Here is a 20358-nt window from a genome sequence, read left to right as displayed (position 1 = left end):
ATGAAAATTATTATTCTAGGTGCTGGTCAAACAGGTAGTGCGTTAGCTGAATATTTAGTTGCTGATAAACAAAATGATGTGACTGTTATTGATCAAGATGGTGATAAATTACAGTCTCTTCAAGAAAGATTTGATTTACAAGTCATCTTAGGTAAAGCCTCTTATCCACAAATTCTTGAATCAGCAGGGGCCGAATCAGCGGATATGCTTGTTGCTGTGACAAGTTCTGATGAAGTGAATATGATTTCTTGCCAAATTGGTTATACACTTTTTAATATTCCCAAAAAAGTGGCTAGAATACGAGCACCAGAATATAACGAAGAAAAGTATTCGTTATTTAATAATAATGGGATCCCAATAGATCATATTATTGCACCGGAAAAATTAATAACTAAAAACATTAGCCAGTTAGTTAAGTATTCGGGTGCCTTACAATTTGCGTCCTTTAACGATGGTAAAGTTTGTTTAGCTGCTGTCATGGCTTATTATGGTGGAGCACTTGTTGGTAACGAATTATCCGAAATAAAGGAACATTTGCCGCATGTTGAGGCAAAAATTGTCGCGATTTATCGACAAAATCGCTTTATTCGCCCGATGGAATCTACTTTAATTGAAGCAGCGGATATTGTTTATTTTATTACCACGCCAGACAATGTTAAAGCCGTTACTAGTGAATTTCAACGACTTGAGAAACCTTGCCGACATATTATTATTAGTGGAGGCGGAAGTATTGCCGTTGCACTTGCGAAACGGCTTGAAAACGATTATCAAGTAAAATTAATTGAAGCCAATGCAAAGCGTGCAGAGCATGTTGCAGAGCAACTTACCAACACGACAGTTTTACATGGTGAACCTTCTGATCAAGAATTGTTATCTCAAGAACAAGTAGAGTTGACAGATCTTTTTATTGCGGTAACGAGTGATGATGAATCTAATATAATGGCATCGATGTTAGCAAAAAGGATGGGTGCCAAAAAAGTCATTGTTTTAATCCAACGGCAAGCTTATTTGGAGCTTATCAACGATAGTGTTATTGACATTGCAATCTCTCCACAACATGCCACTATTTCAGAGTTATTAAGTCATGTGAGGCGTCAAGGAATTGAGAAAGTCATTTCATTACGACAAGGTGAGTCTGAAATTGTAGAAGTTATTGTCGAAGGCGATGTTGAAACATCAAAACTCATCGGTAAAAATATTAATAGTCTTAAATTATCTTCAGGGGCAACAGTTGGAGCTGTTGTACGTAAAGATGATGTTATTATTGCTAATATTGATTTAACGATTGAAGCTGGCGATCATATCATTATCTTTTTACCCGATCGCAAAGCAATCACGGATGTTGAAAAATTATTATAATACAACGATTATTCAATAGTAAGTATGATAAAGCATATATATATATTATCCTCTTTGTAAAATAGGATAAGCCTTTACAAAATTATTTCGAACGTCATGATTAATATGTAGTGCATGTTTTTATCTAAATATTCAACAAGATAATTAGCGCTTTTTGCAGGTTTAATCCTGCGAATTAGCAACGTGCTGATAGGATAAGTGTTTAATTTATGGTAAAATTGGGCATCATTTTTTGCCCTATTCATAGATATTCTATGATGTTAGATTTAAAAAATAAGGATGTATATGCAGACAATTAACAGCAAACTTGCGGCACCAGAAGCAAAAGTGGCAATTGTGGTTGCTCGATTTAATCATTTTATTAACGAAAGCCTGGTAAGTGGTGCAGTTGATGCGCTTACACGAATTGGTCAAGTAAATGAAGAAAATATTACCGTTATTTGGGTACCAGGTGCTTACGAAATTCCCCTTACTGCTAAAGTTGCCGCGGCGTCAAAGAAATATGATGCGATTGTAGCTTTAGGCACAGTTATTCGTGGCAGTACTGCTCATTTTGATTTTGTAGCGGGTGAGTCGAGTTCTGGTTTGCTATCAACCAGCCTAGAATTTTCTATTCCAGTTGGGTTTGGAATTTTAACAACCGAAAGTATTGAGCAAGCCATTGAGCGAGCAGGAACAAAAGCGGGTAATAAAGGCGCTGAAGCGGCTTTAACTGCGCTTGAAATGTTAAATGTTATCCATGCCATTAAGGAGTAAATAAGTGGCTACCGTTAATCCCCGCAGTCGAGCTAGAGAATTTGCTTTACAAGCTATCTATTCTTGGCAAATTTCAAAAAATGCTATTTCTGATGTTGAAGTTAATTTTATTGCTGAACAAGATATGAAAGGAACCGATAATAAATATTTTCGTGAACTTTTAAATGGTGTTGCAACTAATACCGCGGATCTTGATCAAAAAATGATGCCTTTTTTAAAAGATCGTACTATTGATGAATTAGATCAAATCGAATTAGCTATATTACGTATAGCACTTTATGAATTAACAAAACGCCAAGATGTCCCTTATAAAGTCGTTATCAACGAAGCTATTGAGCTGACTAAATTATTTGGCGCAGAAGAAAGCCATAAATTTGTAAATGGGGTATTAGATAAAGTCGCCCCAACTATCCGTACTCGATAAACGCTTAAAGTGAATTTTATATGACTGATAACATTGATAAAGCAAAGCCAACTATCTTTTATGCTAAAAATACTACAACGAATAAGCCTCATAAGAATTGGCAAGATAAATCGGGTGAAAATAAGTTTAAAGCAAAATCTAATATTAAACCTTATTCAAAAACAAAACGTGATAATGAGGTGTTTTCGGATCGTATTGAAGCGTTTAAACCGAAATTAAATACTGCTTATAAAAAAACAGAGTTACAACGTGACTCTTATAAAGATAGGCAAAATGATGATCGAGATCCTAAATCACCATGGAAAAAGAAAGTTAGTAATATTGAACAAACCCCAACTTTTGGTTTTGATGGAAAACGTCAAGGTAAAAAAGAAGAAACACTTGTTTATAGCGAAAATGCTTGTAAGGCTGTTTTTAAACATCGCCCGAGTGCCATGATAAAATTGTTTATAACGCAAGAAATGACCTACCAATTTAAGGATTTGATTAAATGGCTAGTTGAGCATCATTTAGGTTATGATATTGTCGATACCGAACAATTAAATAAAATAGCCCAAACACCACACCATGGCGGCGTTTGTCTGATTGTCAAAAAACATCAATCGATTCAAGTATTATCTTATTTAGAACAAACTCAATCAAAATATCATGATTGTGTTTTAGCCATTGATGATATTAATAACCCTCATAATTTAGGTGGATTATTACGTAGTGCCGCTTTTTTTGATGTAAATGGTGTCATGTTACGTGATCCGGCGTTATTAGATAGCGGTGCAGCAATGCGGGTTGCCGAAGGGGGAATTGAAGCATTAACATCAATTAAAAGTGATGATTTGTTAGCATCATTAGATCTTTTCAAGCAACAAGGTTATGAGGTCATTGCTTTATTACCTTGTCAAGTAAAGTCAATTAAGGCAATTGAATTACAAAAATCATCATTTAATCAAAAAGTGGTGTTTGTTATTTTTCAACAGATCAATATGAAATTAATTAATTGTGCTGATAAGGTTGTTTATTTGAAAGGTAATGAAAATATGCCGTCTCTGAATATTTCGGTCGCGACAGGTATTTTATTAGCTTATCATCAAATTGCTGAATAATTTAATTAACCTTTTTAATTTTTAAATTAAAAAGGTTAATCCTAATGAAGCAACTTTAATATCACGAGTGAATTGATTATAAATAGCTATTTTGTATATCGAGTAATGTTACTTTTATCAGCTAATAAGGTAATATTTTATGTCATTAGAGCTTAAAATTGGTTTGATTTTTGGTAAATTTTATCCCTTACATTGTGGACATATTTATTTAATTGAAAAAGCAGTTTCTCAGGTTGATATTTTACATATTATGCTTGGTTATGAAGCCGCAAGGGATTTACGTCTTTTTGAAGAAAGTCATTTACCAAAAGCGCCACAAGTTAGTGATCGTTTTGCTTGGTTACAAAAAACTTTCCAAAATCGTCCCAATATTCATATTCATTTACTCGATGAATCGGGTATCAAAGCTTATCCAAATGGTTGGCAAGATTGGAGTGCTAGAGTTAAGCTAATATTAGATGCTGAAAAAATAACGCCAACGGTAATTTTTACAAGTGAAAAGCAAGATACCATCTATCATGAAAAATATTTTAATTGTCCAGTTAAATTAATTGATGCTAAACGCGATTTTATTAATATTAGCGCAACTATGATACGTCAAAACCCGTATCAATATTGGTCATATATTGCTAAAGCCGCCCAGCCTTTTTTTGTCCGTAAAGTGGCAATTTTAGGGCAACATAAATTTAACGACTTACCGATGCAACTTGCTAATATTTATAATACTGAATTTGTGGCTAATGGTTATATTAACTACATCCAATCTGATTTAAATAAACAAGCCCCCCTTTATTTAAATGAAACAGAATTTATGAAAATCGCTTTAATTCAAGCCGAGCGCATTTCTGAATTAAATGAAAAAGCGAATAAAATTTTGTTTACTTCAATCGATTTTCAATCGTTGGCTCGTTTTTATACATTGCGTTACCAGAAAGAAAATAAAGATCTCAATCAATTAATTCAAAGTTATCCTTTTGATTTAGTCATTACTAAAAACATGCTGGATCAGCAAAAATCAACATTAACGCAATTTGAAATGGTAACAAAACTGGTTGCTAAATTATTATCATAATCATTGATATAATTTAGTTCATCACATTTATTCTAGCGTATGTTAGAATAATTAAAATCGTTAGGATAGGTATGTGGTTATGTCTCAATATTCGGATAATCAAGATAATACAAATCAAGAAAAAATAGACTTTGGTTTTACGCAAGTTTTAAAACAAGATAAAGTCAAACGTGTTGCCAATGTTTTCCATTCTGTTGCTGATAAATATGATGTAATGAATGACTTAATGTCTTTTGGTATCCATCGTATTTGGAAGAAAATTACTATTGAATACAGTGGAGTACGTAAAGGGCAAAAAGTATTAGATTTAGCTGGTGGGACAGGCGATCTGACTGCTAAATTTTCAACTCTTGTAGGTAACGATGGATTAGTTGTATTAGCGGATATCAATGAATCGATGCTGCAAGTTGGCCGTGATAAATTACGTGACAAAGGATTATTTAAAAATATTGAATATGTCCAAGCCAATGCTGAGGAATTACCCTTTGTCAATAACACGTTTGATTGTATTACGATTTCATTTGGTTTACGCAATGTTACTGATAAACAAAAAGCGTTAAATTCAATGTGGCGAGTTTTAAAACCAGGTGGGCGTTTATTAGTTTTAGAATTTTCGAAACCAGAGTATAAACTTTTAAATAAAGCCTACGATTTGTATTCATTTACCATGTTACCTTTAATGGGCAAAATTGTCGCTAATGATTCTGAAAGCTATCGTTATTTAGCCGAATCTATTCGTATGCATCCTGATCAAAAAACATTGAAAAAAATGATGGAAGATGCGGGTTTTGTCGATGTTAATTATCACAATATGACAGGCGGTATAGTTGCTCTGCATATTGGCTTTAAATTTTAAAGTGAGAAGCGATGATTTTTTTTCGACTTTATAAAATTTTAGCTGTGTTCCGAGCTTATCGATTAAATGAATTATTACCACCATCTAACCAAGGTTATAAATCTTATGGATCTAGGCAGCTAAAAATATTATTAGCTTGTTTATTTTGGGTAAGGCGTAAAGATAAAAATAAAGATATTGCTGAACGCTTGCGCTTAGCTTTGCAAGAGTTAGGTCCTATATGGATTAAATTCGGGCAAATGATTTCAACGCGTCGTGATATTTTACCGAAAAGTATTGCTAATGCTTTAGCTAAATTACAAGATCAAGTTATGCCTTTTGATGGTGAATTAGCAAAACAGATTATTGAAAAATCGCTGAAAGAACCTATAGATACTTATTTTAGGGATTTTGATCCAACGCCATTAGCTTCCGCATCGATTGCACAAGTGCATACTGCTATTTTAAAAAAGTCCGGTGCACAAGTTGTCATTAAGGTATTACGTCCCAATATTTTGCCTGTTATTCAATCAGATATTGCACTTATGTTTTGGGTTGCCAAACAATTTACGAAACGAGTACAAGAAGGAAAAAACTTGCGGGCTGTCGAAATCGTCCAAGATTATCAAACGACCTTATTAAAAGAGTTAGATCTTAATCAAGAAGCGTTTAATACAATGCGCCTGCGAAAAAATTTTATAAATAGCGAAATACTGTATATTCCGTATGTTTATCAAGATTTATGCCGTAAAAACATTCTGGTTGAAGAGCGAGTATATGGGATCCCTATTGCAAATATTGCTGAACTGAAAAAACATCATGTCAATATGAAATTACTTGCTGAAAGAGGCGTACAGGCCTTTTTTACACAAGTCTTTCGGGATAACTTTTTTCATGCAGATATGCACCCTGGGAACATTTTCGTCGATATAACCGATCCTCAAAATCCAAGGTACATTGGTATTGATTGTGCAATTGTTGGGATTTTAAGTCCCGATGATCAACATTATCTTGCTGAAAATTTTCTTGCCTTTTTTAATCGTGATTATCGTAAAATTGCGGAAACGTATCTTGCTTCGGGCTGGGTACCTGAAAATACGGATGTTCTTGCTTTAGAAAACGCTATGCGTAGTGTCTGTGAGCCGGCATTTGCTAAACCATTAGCAGAAATCTCATTCTCACAAATTTTATTGGCATTATTTCAAGTGGCTCGTCAATTTAATATGGAAATCCAACCGCAATTAACATTACTTGAAAAAACGCTATTTTATATCGAAGGATTAGGACGCCAGTTATATCCTGAACTTGATTTATGGAAAACGGCAAAACCCTTTTTAGAAGAATGGTATGCTGAAAAATACAGCGCTAAATCGCTCTTAAAACAATTATATAAAACTTTACCAGAATGGCGTAATTTATTACCTGAAATACCCGCTAAAATGGTAAATACACAGATTATAAATCAAAAGATGTTAAAAAGTTTAAATGATTTACAGCAGGAATTACAACTAATTAAACGATCACAAACTCATTTATTTGTATCTATTATTATGATAACTCTTGTAGGATTAGGTCTGTCTATATTTTCATTATTCGGTTAATCGCCATTTACCGCAAATAAAAATTAAGTGTATAATTTAATACATCATACTTACGGAGATGCTTATCATGATGCCAAGTTGGCCACAATTACTTATTTTAATCTTAGTTGTTGTTTTATTATTTGGTACTAAAAAATTACGATCTTTAGGATCGGATTTGGGTGCCTCCATTAAAGGCTTCAAAAAAGCCATGAGTGACGATAAAACAAACGAAACTTTAGCTAATAAAGCAGATGATTCGAGTAAAGATAAGCAAGAACTTGATTTACAATCGTCAGAAGATAATAAAAAAGGGTAATTCTTCGTGTTTGATATCAGTTTTGGGCAAATACTATTAGTCTTAATTATTGGGCTTGTTGTGTTAGGACCTGAGCGATTACCTGTTGCAATAAAAACTGTTGCCAATTGGATTAACGTTTTAAGACGTATGTCAGCAACGGTTCAATTAGAACTTAATAAAAATCTAAAATTGCAAGAATTACAAGACAGTTTAAAAAAAGCAGAGCAAAGTGGATTAAAAGATATCACCCCCGAAATTCAACAGTCTATTGATGATTTAAAACGTGTCGCCGAATCTTTACAAAAAGATATCAATGATGCAACGCAAACTGATAAACCAACACAAATAACAAACCAAGATAAACATGACTGATGAATCTACTCAACCTTTAATAGGCCATTTAATAGAATTAAGAACAAGGCTATTACGATGCCTTATCTGTATTTTATTGATTGTTGGTGCATTATTGTATTTCTCAAATACTATTTACCATGTAGTAGCCGATCCTTTGATGCGTCAATTGCCAGCTGGCAGCAGTATGATAGCAACAGATATCGCTGCACCTTTTTTTACGCCAATAAAATTGACTGTTATCGTCGCGATTTTTATTTCTATTCCCTATATTCTGTATCAGGTTTGGGGATTTATTGCACCTGCACTTTATCAACATGAAAAACGTCTAGTTGCTCCTTTAATTGTTTCAAGTACATTATTATTTTATGCAGGTATCGCTTTTGCTTATTATGTCGTTTTTCCATTAGCCTTTTATTTTTTCATTCATACAGCACCAGCCGATGTCGCAATTAATACTGATATCACTAAATATCTTGATTTTGTTATGACATTATTTATAGTCTTTGGTATCGCATTTGAAGTTCCTGTTGCCATTATATTACTTTGTTGGGCTGGAGTTACGACGCCGAAAAGTCTACGTAAAAAAAGACCCTATATTATTGTAGGCGTATTTGCTGTTGCGATGTTTGTTACGCCTCCCGATGTTTTTTCACAGATATTATTAGCAATACCAATTTGTTTATTATTTGAGATAGGCATTTTTTTTGCAAGATTTTACCGCCCTCGGCAAACAGCAACTAAATCAAACTGTTTAAATGAAAAATCGGAACATATGGATTTAGAAGAATAACCAATGAATCATAAAGGAAATTATTTATGAGAATTATCTTACCTGCCTTTGATAATGCTGATGTACTTGTTATTGGTGATATTATGTTAGATCGCTATTGGCATGGCGGCACAAATCGAATATCACCGGAAGCACCTGTTCCTATTGTTAAAATTGAAAATCTAGAAGAAAGAGCCGGCGGCGCAGCTAATGTGGCTATTAATATTACCTCGTTAGGAGGTAAGGCAAAGTTAATTGGCTTAACAGGTATTGATGAAGCAGCTAAAATTTTAAATGATCATTTAATGCAAATGAATGTAAGCTGCGATTTTGTAGCATTATCAAGCCATCCAACCATTACAAAATTACGTGTTTTATCGCATAATCAACAACTTATTCGTCTTGATTTTGAAGAAGCTTTTAATAATATTGATCCCCATCTTATTCTTGATCGTGTCAAAACTGCAGTTAAATCTGCCAAAATTATTATTCTTTCAGATTATGCTAAAGGGGTATTAAACGATCCTCAATCCATTATAAGCTATGCAAAACAATTAAATATTCCTGTACTTGTAGATCCAAAGGGCGATGATTTTGATCGTTATCGTGGTGCCACTTTATTAACACCAAACATGGCAGAATTTGAAGCTGTCGTTGGTAAATGCCAAAATGAAGATGAAATTATTACCAAAGGTTATGCTTTAATTAAACAATATGATCTTAGCGCGTTATTGATAACGCGCAGTGAAAAAGGAATGACTTTATTACAATTAGATAAACCAATTTATCATTTGCCAACGCTTGCTAAAGAAGTTTTTGATGTTACAGGGGCAGGCGATACTGTCATTGCAACGTTAGCTGCAGCTTTATCTGTTGGTCAATCATTAGAAGAAAGCTGCTATCTTGCTAATGCAGCTGCTGGTGTGGTTGTCGGTAAATTAGGAACCTCCATGGTTAACCCTATTGAATTAGCAAATGCGATTAATATACATCCTAATACCGGCTTTGGGATTATTAATGAAGAAGATCTTAAAGAACGTGTTAAACAAGCACAAGATCGTGGCGAAAAAATTGTTATGACTAATGGTTGTTTTGATATTTTACATGCGGGTCATGTTTCGTATCTTAATCAAGCTAAACAATTAGGCGATCGTTTAATTGTCGCGGTAAATAGCGATGAATCGGTAAAACAATTAAAAGGAAATACAAGACCCATTAATCCGTTAAATCAACGTATGACGGTATTAAGTGCATTAAGTGCTGTAGATTGGGTAATTCCATTTAGTGAAGAAACTCCTGAACGTTTAATTGCTAATATATTACCGAATGTTCTCGTTAAAGGTGGTGATTATAAAGTTGACGATATTGCCGGTGGTAAGCAAGTTATCGCAGCAGGCGGTAAAGTAGAAGTATTAAATTTTGAAGAGGGTTGTTCAACTTCAAATATTATTAACCTTATAAAAAATCGTTAATATTTGTTGAGTTATAATTTTATTGTTTATTAGTATCTGCTTTTTTAATAAAGAAGTTATTAGTTAATATAACTTCTTTATTTTTATTGTTTCAATAGTAACTTATTGATTAATAACTTATTTATTGATTTTTCTATTTATTTTCCCATTTAATTTCTTTATATTGATAGTTAATAACTATTGCTAAAGTTTTTATTAATGACTTTTTTTATCTTAGGCAATATGCCAATCTATGCAGAGATAACATATTATAAAGAAAAAAGCTAATTTAGAGGATATTTATGATAAAACATTATGATTATATTGCTATAGGTGGTGGCAGTGGTGGAATTGCATCAATAAATCGGGCTGCTTCATATGGAAAAAAATGCGCGATTATTGAAGCAAAAGCTTTAGGAGGGACTTGCGTAAATGTTGGTTGCGTCCCTAAAAAAATTATGTGGTATGGAGCGCAAATTGCTGATGCGATTAATCATTATGCACCTGATTATGGTTTTGATGTATCGTTACATGGATTAAATTGGCAAACATTAGTTGCGAGTCGCGATGCTTATATAGATAGAATCCATCAATCTTATGATCGAGTATTAACTAATAATAAAGTCGATGTTATTCAAGGGTTTGCAAAGTTTGTTAATGCACACACCGTTGAAGTCAATGGTGAAAAAATTTCGGCTGATCATATTTTAATTGCTGTTGGTGGTAAACCCGTTATTCCTGATTTACCGGGAGCAGAATATGGTATAACCTCGGACGGTTTTTTTGCTTTAGGAAACTTGCCAAAACGTGTTGCGGTAGTTGGTGCAGGTTATATTGCTTGCGAGATTGCCGGTGTTTTACACGCATTAGGCGCTGAAACACATCAATTTGTTCGCCAAGCAACGCCGTTAAGAACTTTTGATCCTTTAATTGTTGATACCTTATTAGAAATCACTAATGCGGATGGTCATTCTCTACATACATTTGCTATTCCTGAATCCGTACAAAAAAATGATGATGGCTCTTTAACTTTAAAACTTAAAAATGGTGAATCTTATACTATTGATTGTTTAATTTGGGCAATAGGACGAGAAGCTGCAACGAAAAATATTAATCTTGAAGCAACAGGTGTTAACGTGGATGCAAAAGGATTTATTATTGTTGATAAATACCAAAATACGAATATCGATGGGATATACTCGGTTGGGGATGATACTGAATTGGCAAATTTAACGCCGGTTGCAGTTGCTGCGGGTCGACGTTTATCAGAACGATTATTCAATAATAAACCAGATGAACATTTAGATTATCACAATATTCCAACGGTCGTTTTTACTCATCCCCCTATTGGAACGGTTGGATTAACGGAGCCGGAAGCTAGAAAAGAATTTGGTGATGAAAATGTCAAAGTGTATATTTCAACTTTTACCGCTATGTATACCGCAGTAACAAAGTATCGACAACCTTGTCGTATGAAACTTGTTTGCCTTGGTAAAGAAGAAAAAATTGTTGGAATTCATGGTATTGGTCATGGTATGGACGAAATTTTACAAGGTTTTGCCGTTGCATTAAAAATGGGTGCCACAAAACAAGATTTTGATAATACGATTGCTATTCACCCAACGGCTGCAGAAGAATTTGTAACAATGCGTTAACCTATTTTAGGTTGACTACACAAGTAAGCTATGATTTATAATTTTTAGCTGCTCTATTTTATAAAAACCCGATGGAATTTATCGGTTTTTTTGCTGAGTAGACATTTTTTATCTTAATTAATTTTTTCTTGCCAGCCTTTTTTAGCAAGCGTTGTGAATCCGATAGCAATACCAATAAAACTAACGGCGGCAAGATAAATTGCAGCACCTAAATAACTATATTTATCTAAGAAATGATCGGGACTTAACAAATAAGCCGTTAAAGCCGGCGTAAAGCCACTAAATATAGCATAAGCTAGATTATACGAAAATGACAAACCTGAGTAACGTATCGCGGGTGGAAAACAGCGAGTCCCAATAATAGGTGTTAATGCGATAGCGCCGATAAATAATCCAAAAATTGCCCAATTTATATAAAGAAATAATAAATTTTGATTGACTTCTAATGTTGCATAAAAATAAAAACTGGCTAAGGCAAGACCGCCCCATGAAATAATAGAGGTTTTAGTTGCACCCCTTTTATCAAATAACCAACCGCAAATTATACATCCAATCGTTAAAGTTAATGCGGCAATACAACCACCAATCCGCCAATCTAAATTGGGAAAATGATATATATTGCCAACGATTGGACCTGGTGTCATTAATATTCCGACCATGATAGCGGTTGATAATGACCAAGTTAAAAGCGCAATAATAATACAAGCTGATTTATGTTCTTTAATGACAGTAATAATAGGGATATTTTTCGCTAATGCTTTTTTAGCAGCTAATTCTTTAAAAATAGGGGTTTCAGATAAAAAACGACGTAAATAAACTGAAATAAGACCAAAAACACCGCCGATAATAAATGGAATGCGCCATGCATAATCGATAATTTCTGCTTCACTAAAACAAAGATCAATGATAATTGTGATAATAAATCCTAATAAAATCCCACCAGTAATCCCTGATGTTAATGTACCAACCCCTAAACCATAACGTTGGGTTGGTACATGCTCTGCAATAAATACCCAAGCACCAGGCATTTCACCGCCTATGGCAGCGCCTTGAAAAATGCGCATAATTAATAATAAGATCGGCGCCATAATTCCTATATTTTCGTAAGTTGGTAGTAAACCAATCGCAAAAGTAGGAAGAGCCATCATAGCAACACTTAACGTAAACATACGTTTGCGACCGGTTTTATCACCAAAGTGAGCCATAATAATGCCGCCGATTGGTCGAATAAAATAGCCAGCAGCAAAAATTCCCCAAGCAAATAAATTTGCTGTAAAAGGATCTAAAGAGCTAGGGAAGAAAAGCGGAGCAATAATAGTATTAATATATAATGCATAAATTACGAAATCATAAAACTCAAGCGTACCACCTAATGAAGATAAAATAAGCGTTTTATAATCTTTTCGATTAAGTGGTCGTGCTTGTGGTTGCATTTGGTTATTAGCGGTTATTTGATTCATAGAAGATCCTATTAAATCTTAATTTATTTAATTCCTTAATCTTGCAAGTTTTATTAAGCAATAAAGCTTGATATTGCTGTATAAAAAAATAAATTTTAGATTTATAAATAAATTTAATGAAAATTAAAATTAACTATTTATTTTATAATTATTGACATTAATTTAACATATACTAACACTTCCTATCAATCCCATTCAATTCGAGAATCTTATGGTAACTTCAACAATACTTTCGAATAACAGGTATTTATCAAATGAAATACGTTGTAATTGGTTAACGAACGATCTTGATTATATTATTTATCATGATGAGGAATGGGGGATCCCAGAATATAATAATCTCGTACTTTTTGAAAATATCTGTTTAGAAGGTCAACAAGCGGGTTTATCTTGGTTGACTGTATTAAAAAAGCGAGAAGGTTATAGGCGCTGTTTTTTTAATTTTAATCCTGAAAAAATTGTTACATTAACCGAAAAAGGTTTAGATGAATTATGTCAAAATACCGCGGTAATTCGCCATGCAGCAAAATTAAAAAGTATTTATAATAATGCAAAAGCTTATTTAAATATGCAAAAAAATGGTGAAGATTTTTCTACGTTTATTTGGTCTTTTGTTGAACATAAACCGATTATAAATCATTTTCATAATTTATCAGAAATGCCAAAATCGACAGATGAAGCTAAGCGTATGTCAATTGAATTAAAAAAACGTGGCTTTTCGTTTGTTGGTGAAACGACGTGCTATGCTTTTATGCAGGCGATGGGTCTTGTTAATGATCATTTTGATTATTGTTGTAAAAAAAATACGGCAAAGAAGTCTTAGAGATTTTTTTAAATTAAAATAATGACGTTATGATTAGTTGTTTATAGGGAGTTTTTAATATGAACTCCTCTAAAGCCTATGTTATCATGGTCATTAAAGTCAGTTAGTTAAATTACCATGATGAATAAAGATACTATAGTCGCGAAAGCAACTCCCCCTGGTCGAGGTGGTGTTGGTATTTTGCGAATTTCAGGGCCGGATGTAATAAGCATCGCAAAATCAATATTGGGTAAATTACCTAAAGCAAGGTATGCTGAATATTTACCTTTTTTAGATTTAGATGGTTCAACGCTTGATGAAGGCATTGCGTTATTTTTTCCAAATCCTCATTCCTTTACTGGTGAAGATGTACTTGAGTTACAAGGACATGGTGGTCCTGTCATTTTAGATATGTTATTAGAGCGTATATTATCAACAGGGAATGTACGTATAGCAAGACCTGGCGAATTTTCCGAGCGCGCTTTTTTAAATGACAAGTTAGACTTAGCACAAGCAGAAGCCATTGCTGATTTAATTGATGCAAGTTCTAAACAAGCCGCTAAATCAGCGATTTCTTCATTGCAAGGAAATTTTTCAAATAAAATAAATCAATTAGTTGAGTCCTTAATTCATTTACGTATTTTTACCGAAGCGGCGATTGATTTTCCTGAAGAAGAAATTGATTTTTTATCAGATGGTAAAATTGAACAACAATTAAATGATGTTATCGACAATTTAAATCAGGTACGTCAAGCGGCAAAACAAGGTTCAATTTTACGTGAAGGGATGAAAGTTGTTATAGCCGGTAGACCCAATGCCGGTAAATCGAGCCTACTTAATGCACTCGCAGGGCGAGAAGCGGCCATTGTAACTGATATCGAAGGGACAACGCGGGATGTGTTGCGTGAACATATTCATATCGATGGTATGCCACTTCATATTATTGATACAGCCGGACTAAGAGACGCAAAAGATGAAGTTGAAAAAATCGGTATTTTGCGGGCATGGCAAGAAATTGAACAAGCAGATCGTGTTTTGCTCATGGTTGATGGTACACAAACACATGAAACTAACCCTAAATTAATATGGGCGGATTTTATTGAGCGATTACCAAAACATATTCCCATAACTATTATCCGCAATAAAGTTGATCTTACTGGTGAAATGATAATTAATACACAAGCACAAAATAAAAATGAAAGTTATGATGTAATACAATTATCGGCAAAAACTGGGCAAGGTATTGATATATTAAGAAATTATTTAAAACAATCGATGGGTTTTAATGCCAATAATGAAGGCACATTTTTAGCACGCCGTCGTCATTTACAAGCCCTTGATGTTGCAGCCAATCATCTTGAGAATGGTAAGCAGCAATTAATTATGTTTCATGCTGGTGAATTGTTAGCAGAAGAGTTACGTTTAGCGCAAGAATCGTTAAGCGAAATTACAGGCACATTTACATCAAATGATTTACTGGGCCGTATTTTTGGATCATTTTGTATTGGTAAATAAGTTTAAAATAATTTTATTTAATGAAGAGGTTTATGATGAAATTCATAGTCAAAGATATGAGCTGTCAACATTGTATTAATGCCATTACAAACGCAATTCATGAGATTGATATTAACGCTAAGGTAACCATTGATTTAGCAAAGCATGAGGTGAATATAGCAGATAGTTTTCTGTCTTCAAGTGTTGTGATTGATGCAATAAGAAATGCGGGTTATCAGGATATAAAAGAAATTAGCTGAATAAATATTAATTGCTATATTCTGGTATTTGCTATCAAAGATTTTAAAACGAATAAAACAGAATTTTTTTATTAAAGGAGTTACATTAGATGTATATTGATACTGTTCGTCAAGAATTGACCGAAGCGCTTAATGTATTAACGAAATTTGTTAACGATACTAACAATTTAGAGCATATTCAAAAAGCGGCTATCCTTTTAGCCGATTCCTTTAAAAAAGGAGGAAAAGTGTTATCTTGTGGTAATGGTGGTTCTCATTGTGATGCGATGCATTTTGCCGAAGAGTTAACCGGTCGTTATCGTAATAATCGTCCGGCTTATCCTGCCATTGCTATCTCTGACGTCAGCCATATTTCATGTGTTGGTAACGATTATGGATTTGAAGATATATTTTCACGATTTGTTGAAGGCGTTGGTCAAAAAAATGATGTTTTACTAGGGATTTCAACATCAGGTAATTCAGCTAATGTCTTAAAAGCAATCCATGCAGCAAAACAAAAAGGTATGAAGGTTATTACCCTTACCGGTAAAGATGGCGGTAAAATGAACGGGCTTGCTGATATTGATATTCGCGTACCACACTTTGGTTATGCTGACAGGGTACAAGAAATACATATCAAAATTATCCATATTTTAATTATGCTAATTGAAAAAGAAATGGAAAAATAAACGATGTGCGAATTATTGGGTATGAGTGCTAATGTGCCAACCGATATCTGCTTTAGTTTTACCAGTCTAATGAAACGTGGTGGCGATAAAGGTCCACATAAAGATGGTTGGGGCATCACCTTTTATGAAGGTAAAGGATCGCGGACATTTAAAGATCCTAAGCCTTGCAGTTATTCTCCTATTGCTAAAATGGTACAAGATTACCCAATAAAGTCACAAGCTGTTATTGCTCATATCCGTCAAGCTAATCGAGGTGCTGTCGCTTTAGAAAACACCCATCCCTTTACACGAGAATTATGGGGTTATAATTGGACATTTGCTCATAATGGGCAATTAACGGATTATGAAAACTTACCAATTGGTCTTTTTAAGCCGATTGGGTTAACGGATAGTGAATATGCTTTTTGTTATATTCTTAATCAACTCTATCAAGCTTATCCATCACTTCCAGAAGATAAATTATCAATATTTATGTTTATTAAACAATGTGCTGACACATTAAATCAATTAGGTGTTTTTAATATGTTACTGTCTGATGGTGAGTATGTTCTTGCTTATTGTGCAAACAATTTACATAGCATTACCCGCCATGCTCCTTTTGGAAAAGCAAAATTGATAGATGAAGATGTCGAAATCGATTTTCAAAAACATACAAGCCCGACCGATATAGTCACCATCATCACAACCCAACCTTTAACTTCAAATGAAACTTGGACTAAACTAAAACCGAATCAAGCAATTTTGTTTAAACATGGGATGAAAGTTTGTCAATTTGGTAATTAACTTTTTACTCTATTTTCTAAATATTGTTGATAATCAGGTACTAAAATATCAACTTTATTATTAAATAATGGCGATTGAATTAACGCATCTGCCGAGGCTTGGTTAATTGCAACAGGGATATTCCAAACGGTTGCAATTCGTAAAAGGGCTTTAACATCTGGATCGTGAGGAACAGCATTTAAAGGATCCCAAAAGAAAATTAAGATATCAATTTTACCTTCTGCAATTAATGCACCAATTTGTTGATCGCCGCCCATTGGACCGCTCAATAAAGGTTTAATTGGTAAATCTAATTCTTTCTTTATTAAGGTTCCTGTTGTACCTGTAGCATAAAGATGATGAAGAGATAAATTTTCTCGATTTTGTTTACACCAAGATAATAGGCTTTCTTTGAGATGATCATGAGCAACTAATGCAATATTTTTTTGTGCCGCTAAATGGCGGGTAGTTACAAGCATTTAAACTCCTAAAGAAGAGTAATCAAAAATCTGTTAACGATTATGTTAAGTTAGATAAGCTTAATAAATCTCTTCTGTTTGAAATAATATAAAAAATTTAAATTAAAAAATAAAAACAGAATAAAAAAGGCATTATGCCTTTTTTATTAATGTATTTATTTTAAAAATGGTAAATTAAACCGATTGCCACAGTATCTTTGGTTGTTGCTTTAATTTGTGAATTATTAAAGCTATCAATATTATATAATTTTTGACGTGCACCAAAATCATCTTTATGTAATAAATTATACTTATAATCAATTAATGCTTGCAGGTTTTTATTGAAATCATACATGATACTAAAATCAATATATTTAATCAGGTAATCACCTTTCAAGCCAGCATCATTCGTATATTTACCAGCATCTTTGACTTTATGTTGAATATAACCAATTGAAGGCGTTAAGCGACCAATGTCAAAATTAAATTCATATTGAGCAACAAATTCTAATCCTTGCGTTTTTAATGCATCTTCTTCTGAAGCATTCCAACCATATTTTTGTTTGCCTTGAATAAATAAGGCACCTAAATAGACGTTATCACCAATATCAAAACTATAATTATATTTAGCGGCAGCAGCTATAGCACTCGCTTCTTTTTTACCACCTGTTTGACTATAACCGGTAGCAACACTAAAACCAGTATCTAAAATTTCCCAATCAACAAATGATCCAAAAGCCTCGGCACTATTGCCATCTTTTGAAAAGTGCTTAGTTGAGCTGTTATTACCGTTATCTGAGTATTGTAATCCAAAATCTAAGCCGTTAATGAATCCAAAAAAATCTGAATTACGGTAAGTTGTAGCGCCACTCGAACGTGCTGTCATAGCATAATAATTATTGTTTGTGGCATCACCACCAAATTCAGGTAAAACATCAGTATAAGCGGTTAATCTTTTTAAAATTCCAGAATTACGACCATAATCAAATGAACCATAACGACCAAATTTAATACCCGCATTTAAAAAACGCGCTTCATCGGCAGCATCTTTACCTGTTTTAGTTTCCCATTCAAAGCGCCCAAAACCGATAATATCATCTGTAATTTGTGTTTCACCATTAAAACCAATACGCGCAGTTGTATTATCTCCATGGTCGGTTTGATTATTGCGATCCGTAATGTAATTTAACGCATAAACGCGTCCGTTGAAATTTACCTTATTTCCATCTTTGTTCCAAACTTCAATATCGGCGTTTGCTGAACCTATAATGATTAAAGAGGGAATTATTATAGCTAAAAGATTACGCTTCATTTTTATCCTCAAGGATTTTTTATGATTGTTGCATTGTTATTTATATTTTATCTATATACTTTCAATAGCTAATGACAAAATATTTAAATTTACTTGAATAATTTTAAATGGAGAATTAAGTATTTATTTTTACGTACCATTATTTTGATGAAAACGTAAATAAGATGATTCAGTCATAAAATTATCTTTGACTTTGTATATAAAAAAAGGCACCGAAGTGCCTTTTTTAGAAAAGATAATTAGAATTGGTAGATTAAACCAAGCGCTAACACATCTTTTGTACCAGGTTTAGTACTTTTTTCAGGGTTTTTACTATGCACGTAAGCACCTGTATCATCTTTATCTAATAGGTTAAATTTGTATTCAGCAATTGCACTGATATTTTTATTTAACGCATAAGTTGCACCTAAAGATACGTATTTTTCAATGTAGGCATCATCACCATCTTCTTTATGTTGAACATAAGCAAGTGATGGTGTTAAACGACCCACTTCAAGATCAAGTCCATATTGAGCAACTAATTCAACACCTTTAACTTTAAAATCATCTGCTTCTAATTTATGATCTTGCTTAAATTTAGATTGGAAATAGTTAGCGGCTAAATATAGGTTATTACCTTCGCTTGTGCCATCATATTTAATTCCGACTGCCCAAGTTTTAACATTTTTAATCCAATTACCTTCATCAGTAACAGGATCCTCCCACGTTTTACCATTACCAATAGTTTGTGCGTAACCACCGACTGCTGTTAAGCCAGAATCAAAAATCTTCCATTGTACATTTGCACCGAATGCTTCACGTGAACCATTGCTTTTACCATCTGAAGTGGAAGAGTTATCACCATTATCAGCATATTGTAATGCAAAAGAAACATCATCAGTTAAACCGAATAAGTTATTATTACGGTAAGTAGCAACGGCTTTAGTACGGCCAGATAATACATAATTGTCATTATTTGCAGCATCACCACCAAATTCTGGTAAAACGTCAGTGTAAGCAGTAATTGCTTTTAAAACACCGTCGTTACGACCATAATCAAATGAACCGAAATCACCAAAGTTTAAACCAGCAAATGCATAACGAGTTTCGTTATTAGCATTGTGACCTGCTTTAGTTTCCCATTCAAAACGTCCGTATCCAGTTAAACCATCAGTGACTTGAGTTTCACCTTTAAAACCAATACGTGCATTAGTGTGATCACCTTCTTTATCTTGATTGCGGTCAGTAATTTGATTTAAAGCTTTAACACGACCATTTAGATCAACTTTATTACCATCTTTATTCCAAATTTCGATAGATGCACTTGCTGAACCAGCGATTAAAAGTGCAGGGATAGCGATTGCTAAAAGACTACGTTTCATTTTTCACCCTCAAGGTTATTGTCATTAATTGGTAGCCAAATCTACCAATTAAAATGGAATATTATTTAATGCTTAATATTGAATGCTAAATAATATCGAGTGTTAAATAATATTGGCTATAACTA

Annotated in this window: 21 protein-coding genes; 17 read left to right on the top strand and 4 right to left on the bottom strand. The window is 33.5% G+C overall.

Annotation, left to right across the window (positions count from 1 at the left end; all coding sequences use genetic code 11):
• The 12 genes from trkA (at position 1) to gorA (ending at position 11656) form a co-directional block, all read left to right on the top strand.
• The gene (gene trkA / locus ACSYSW_RS09050) at positions 1 to 1359 is read left to right on the top strand and encodes a Trk system potassium transporter TrkA (RefSeq protein WP_491705366.1); all 1359 of its coding nucleotides are present in this window, start codon (positions 1 to 3) and stop codon (positions 1357 to 1359) included.
• A gap of 285 nt (positions 1360 to 1644) precedes the next feature.
• Entirely contained in the window at positions 1645 to 2115 is a 471-nt protein-coding gene (gene ribH / locus ACSYSW_RS09045) for a 6,7-dimethyl-8-ribityllumazine synthase (protein ID WP_491705367.1), read from the top strand.
• A 4-nt stretch (positions 2116 to 2119) separates the two neighbouring features.
• The gene (nusB, locus tag ACSYSW_RS09040) at positions 2120 to 2539 is read left to right on the top strand and encodes a transcription antitermination factor NusB (protein ID WP_491705368.1); all 420 of its coding nucleotides are present in this window, start codon (positions 2120 to 2122) and stop codon (positions 2537 to 2539) included.
• A gap of 20 nt (positions 2540 to 2559) precedes the next feature.
• Positions 2560 to 3639 (top strand): TrmH family RNA methyltransferase, encoded by a 1080-nt coding sequence (locus ACSYSW_RS09035; protein WP_491705369.1) that lies wholly within the window; start codon positions 2560 to 2562, stop codon positions 3637 to 3639.
• Positions 3640 to 3778: 139 nt separating this feature from the next.
• Positions 3779 to 4711 carry a multifunctional transcriptional regulator/nicotinamide-nucleotide adenylyltransferase/ribosylnicotinamide kinase NadR gene (gene nadR / locus ACSYSW_RS09030; protein WP_491705370.1) on the top strand — a complete coding sequence of 311 codons (933 nt, stop codon included), beginning with the start codon at positions 3779 to 3781 and terminating at the stop codon, positions 4709 to 4711.
• Positions 4712 to 4790: 79 nt separating this feature from the next.
• Positions 4791 to 5567, top strand: coding sequence for a bifunctional demethylmenaquinone methyltransferase/2-methoxy-6-polyprenyl-1,4-benzoquinol methylase UbiE (gene ubiE / locus ACSYSW_RS09025; protein WP_491705371.1), 777 nt, complete (start codon positions 4791 to 4793; stop codon positions 5565 to 5567).
• A gap of 11 nt (positions 5568 to 5578) precedes the next feature.
• Positions 5579 to 7147: a ubiquinone biosynthesis regulatory protein kinase UbiB gene (gene ubiB, locus ACSYSW_RS09020; RefSeq protein ID WP_491705372.1), complete on the top strand. Its 1569-nt coding sequence runs from the start codon at positions 5579 to 5581 to the stop codon at positions 7145 to 7147.
• A 70-nt stretch (positions 7148 to 7217) separates the two neighbouring features.
• A complete protein-coding gene (tatA, locus tag ACSYSW_RS09015; RefSeq protein WP_491706045.1) occupies positions 7218 to 7445 on the top strand; it encodes a twin-arginine translocase TatA/TatE family subunit in 228 nt (75 codons plus the stop codon).
• Between the two features lie 6 nt (positions 7446 to 7451).
• Complete coding sequence (gene tatB / locus ACSYSW_RS09010) at positions 7452 to 7799, top strand: Sec-independent protein translocase protein TatB (protein WP_491705373.1); 348 nt, start codon at positions 7452 to 7454, stop codon at positions 7797 to 7799.
• Complete coding sequence (tatC, locus tag ACSYSW_RS09005; protein WP_491705374.1) at positions 7792 to 8571, top strand: twin-arginine translocase subunit TatC; 780 nt, start codon at positions 7792 to 7794, stop codon at positions 8569 to 8571. Before tatB ends, tatC begins: the two co-directional genes overlap by 8 nt.
• A gap of 26 nt (positions 8572 to 8597) precedes the next feature.
• Positions 8598 to 10022, top strand: coding sequence for a bifunctional D-glycero-beta-D-manno-heptose-7-phosphate kinase/D-glycero-beta-D-manno-heptose 1-phosphate adenylyltransferase HldE (gene hldE / locus ACSYSW_RS09000; protein WP_491705375.1), 1425 nt, complete (start codon positions 8598 to 8600; stop codon positions 10020 to 10022).
• Between the two features lie 281 nt (positions 10023 to 10303).
• Complete coding sequence (gene gorA / locus ACSYSW_RS08995; RefSeq protein WP_491705376.1) at positions 10304 to 11656, top strand: glutathione-disulfide reductase; 1353 nt, start codon at positions 10304 to 10306, stop codon at positions 11654 to 11656.
• Positions 11657 to 11769: 113 nt separating this feature from the next.
• On the opposite strand, the gene ACSYSW_RS08990 is transcribed toward gorA, so the two are convergent.
• Positions 11770 to 13116: an MFS transporter gene (locus ACSYSW_RS08990; RefSeq protein WP_491705377.1), complete on the bottom strand. Its 1347-nt coding sequence runs from the start codon at positions 13114 to 13116 to the stop codon at positions 11770 to 11772.
• Positions 13117 to 13327: 211 nt separating this feature from the next.
• On the opposite strand from ACSYSW_RS08990, the gene ACSYSW_RS08985 reads away from it, so the two are divergent.
• The 5 genes from ACSYSW_RS08985 (at position 13328) to ACSYSW_RS08965 (ending at position 17123) form a co-directional block, all read left to right on the top strand.
• Positions 13328 to 13939: a DNA-3-methyladenine glycosylase I gene (locus ACSYSW_RS08985; protein WP_491705378.1), complete on the top strand. Its 612-nt coding sequence runs from the start codon at positions 13328 to 13330 to the stop codon at positions 13937 to 13939.
• A gap of 117 nt (positions 13940 to 14056) precedes the next feature.
• Positions 14057 to 15433, top strand: a complete 1377-nt coding sequence (mnmE, locus tag ACSYSW_RS08980) for a tRNA uridine-5-carboxymethylaminomethyl(34) synthesis GTPase MnmE (protein WP_491705379.1) — start codon at positions 14057 to 14059, stop codon at positions 15431 to 15433.
• Positions 15434 to 15465: 32 nt separating this feature from the next.
• Positions 15466 to 15672, top strand: a complete 207-nt coding sequence (locus ACSYSW_RS08975; RefSeq protein ID WP_491705380.1) for a heavy-metal-associated domain-containing protein — start codon at positions 15466 to 15468, stop codon at positions 15670 to 15672.
• Positions 15673 to 15761: 89 nt separating this feature from the next.
• On the top strand, positions 15762 to 16340 hold the full coding sequence (gene lpcA / locus ACSYSW_RS08970; RefSeq protein ID WP_491705381.1) for a D-sedoheptulose 7-phosphate isomerase: 579 nt from the start codon (positions 15762 to 15764) through the stop codon (positions 16338 to 16340).
• A 3-nt stretch (positions 16341 to 16343) separates the two neighbouring features.
• Positions 16344 to 17123 carry a class II glutamine amidotransferase gene (locus ACSYSW_RS08965; RefSeq protein ID WP_491705382.1) on the top strand — a complete coding sequence of 260 codons (780 nt, stop codon included), beginning with the start codon at positions 16344 to 16346 and terminating at the stop codon, positions 17121 to 17123.
• On the opposite strand, the gene ACSYSW_RS08960 is transcribed toward ACSYSW_RS08965, so the two are convergent.
• The 3 genes from ACSYSW_RS08960 to ACSYSW_RS08950 all read right to left on the bottom strand — a co-directional run bounded on the left by ACSYSW_RS08960 (position 17120) and on the right by ACSYSW_RS08950 (position 20233).
• Positions 17120 to 17581, bottom strand: coding sequence for a methylglyoxal synthase (locus ACSYSW_RS08960; protein WP_491705383.1), 462 nt, complete (start codon positions 17579 to 17581; stop codon positions 17120 to 17122). The genes ACSYSW_RS08965 and ACSYSW_RS08960 overlap by 4 nt on opposite strands.
• Positions 17582 to 17741: 160 nt before the next feature.
• Positions 17742 to 18872, bottom strand: coding sequence for a porin (locus tag ACSYSW_RS08955; RefSeq protein WP_491705384.1), 1131 nt, complete (start codon positions 18870 to 18872; stop codon positions 17742 to 17744).
• A 239-nt stretch (positions 18873 to 19111) separates the two neighbouring features.
• Positions 19112 to 20233: a porin gene (locus ACSYSW_RS08950; protein WP_491705385.1), complete on the bottom strand. Its 1122-nt coding sequence runs from the start codon at positions 20231 to 20233 to the stop codon at positions 19112 to 19114.
• Positions 20234 to 20358: the final 125 nt, after the last annotated feature.

The organism is Gilliamella sp. ESL1225 (genome assembly GCF_058502635.1).
The sequence above is the reverse complement of the archived record's forward strand: the minus strand, read 5'-3'. Positions and strand labels throughout refer to the sequence as shown.

Bases quoted from the DNA above. Each gene is read 5' to 3' on its own strand.
- trkA (WP_491705366.1), top strand. From the start codon at position 1: ATGAAAATTATTATTCTAGGTGCTGGTCAAACAGGTAGTGCGTTAGCT.
- ribH (WP_491705367.1), top strand. From the start codon at position 1,645: ATGCAGACAATTAACAGCAAACTTGCGGCACCAGAAGCAAAAGTGGCA.
- ACSYSW_RS09035 (WP_491705369.1), top strand. From the start codon at position 2,560: ATGACTGATAACATTGATAAAGCAAAGCCAACTATCTTTTATGCTAAA.
- nadR (WP_491705370.1), top strand. From the start codon at position 3,779: ATGTCATTAGAGCTTAAAATTGGTTTGATTTTTGGTAAATTTTATCCC.
- ubiE (WP_491705371.1), top strand. From the start codon at position 4,791: ATGTCTCAATATTCGGATAATCAAGATAATACAAATCAAGAAAAAATA.
- ubiB (WP_491705372.1), top strand. From the start codon at position 5,579: ATGATTTTTTTTCGACTTTATAAAATTTTAGCTGTGTTCCGAGCTTAT.
- tatA (WP_491706045.1), top strand. From the start codon at position 7,218: ATGCCAAGTTGGCCACAATTACTTATTTTAATCTTAGTTGTTGTTTTA.
- tatC (WP_491705374.1), top strand. From the start codon at position 7,792: ATGACTGATGAATCTACTCAACCTTTAATAGGCCATTTAATAGAATTA.
- hldE (WP_491705375.1), top strand. From the start codon at position 8,598: ATGAGAATTATCTTACCTGCCTTTGATAATGCTGATGTACTTGTTATT.
- gorA (WP_491705376.1), top strand. From the start codon at position 10,304: ATGATAAAACATTATGATTATATTGCTATAGGTGGTGGCAGTGGTGGA.
- ACSYSW_RS08990 (WP_491705377.1), bottom strand. From the start codon at position 13,116: ATGAATCAAATAACCGCTAATAACCAAATGCAACCACAAGCACGACCA.
- ACSYSW_RS08985 (WP_491705378.1), top strand. From the start codon at position 13,328: ATGGTAACTTCAACAATACTTTCGAATAACAGGTATTTATCAAATGAA.
- mnmE (WP_491705379.1), top strand. From the start codon at position 14,057: ATGATGAATAAAGATACTATAGTCGCGAAAGCAACTCCCCCTGGTCGA.
- ACSYSW_RS08975 (WP_491705380.1), top strand. From the start codon at position 15,466: ATGATGAAATTCATAGTCAAAGATATGAGCTGTCAACATTGTATTAAT.
- lpcA (WP_491705381.1), top strand. From the start codon at position 15,762: ATGTATATTGATACTGTTCGTCAAGAATTGACCGAAGCGCTTAATGTA.
- ACSYSW_RS08965 (WP_491705382.1), top strand. From the start codon at position 16,344: ATGTGCGAATTATTGGGTATGAGTGCTAATGTGCCAACCGATATCTGC.
- ACSYSW_RS08960 (WP_491705383.1), bottom strand. From the start codon at position 17,581: ATGCTTGTAACTACCCGCCATTTAGCGGCACAAAAAAATATTGCATTA.
- ACSYSW_RS08955 (WP_491705384.1), bottom strand. From the start codon at position 18,872: ATGAAGCGTAATCTTTTAGCTATAATAATTCCCTCTTTAATCATTATA.
- ACSYSW_RS08950 (WP_491705385.1), bottom strand. From the start codon at position 20,233: ATGAAACGTAGTCTTTTAGCAATCGCTATCCCTGCACTTTTAATCGCT.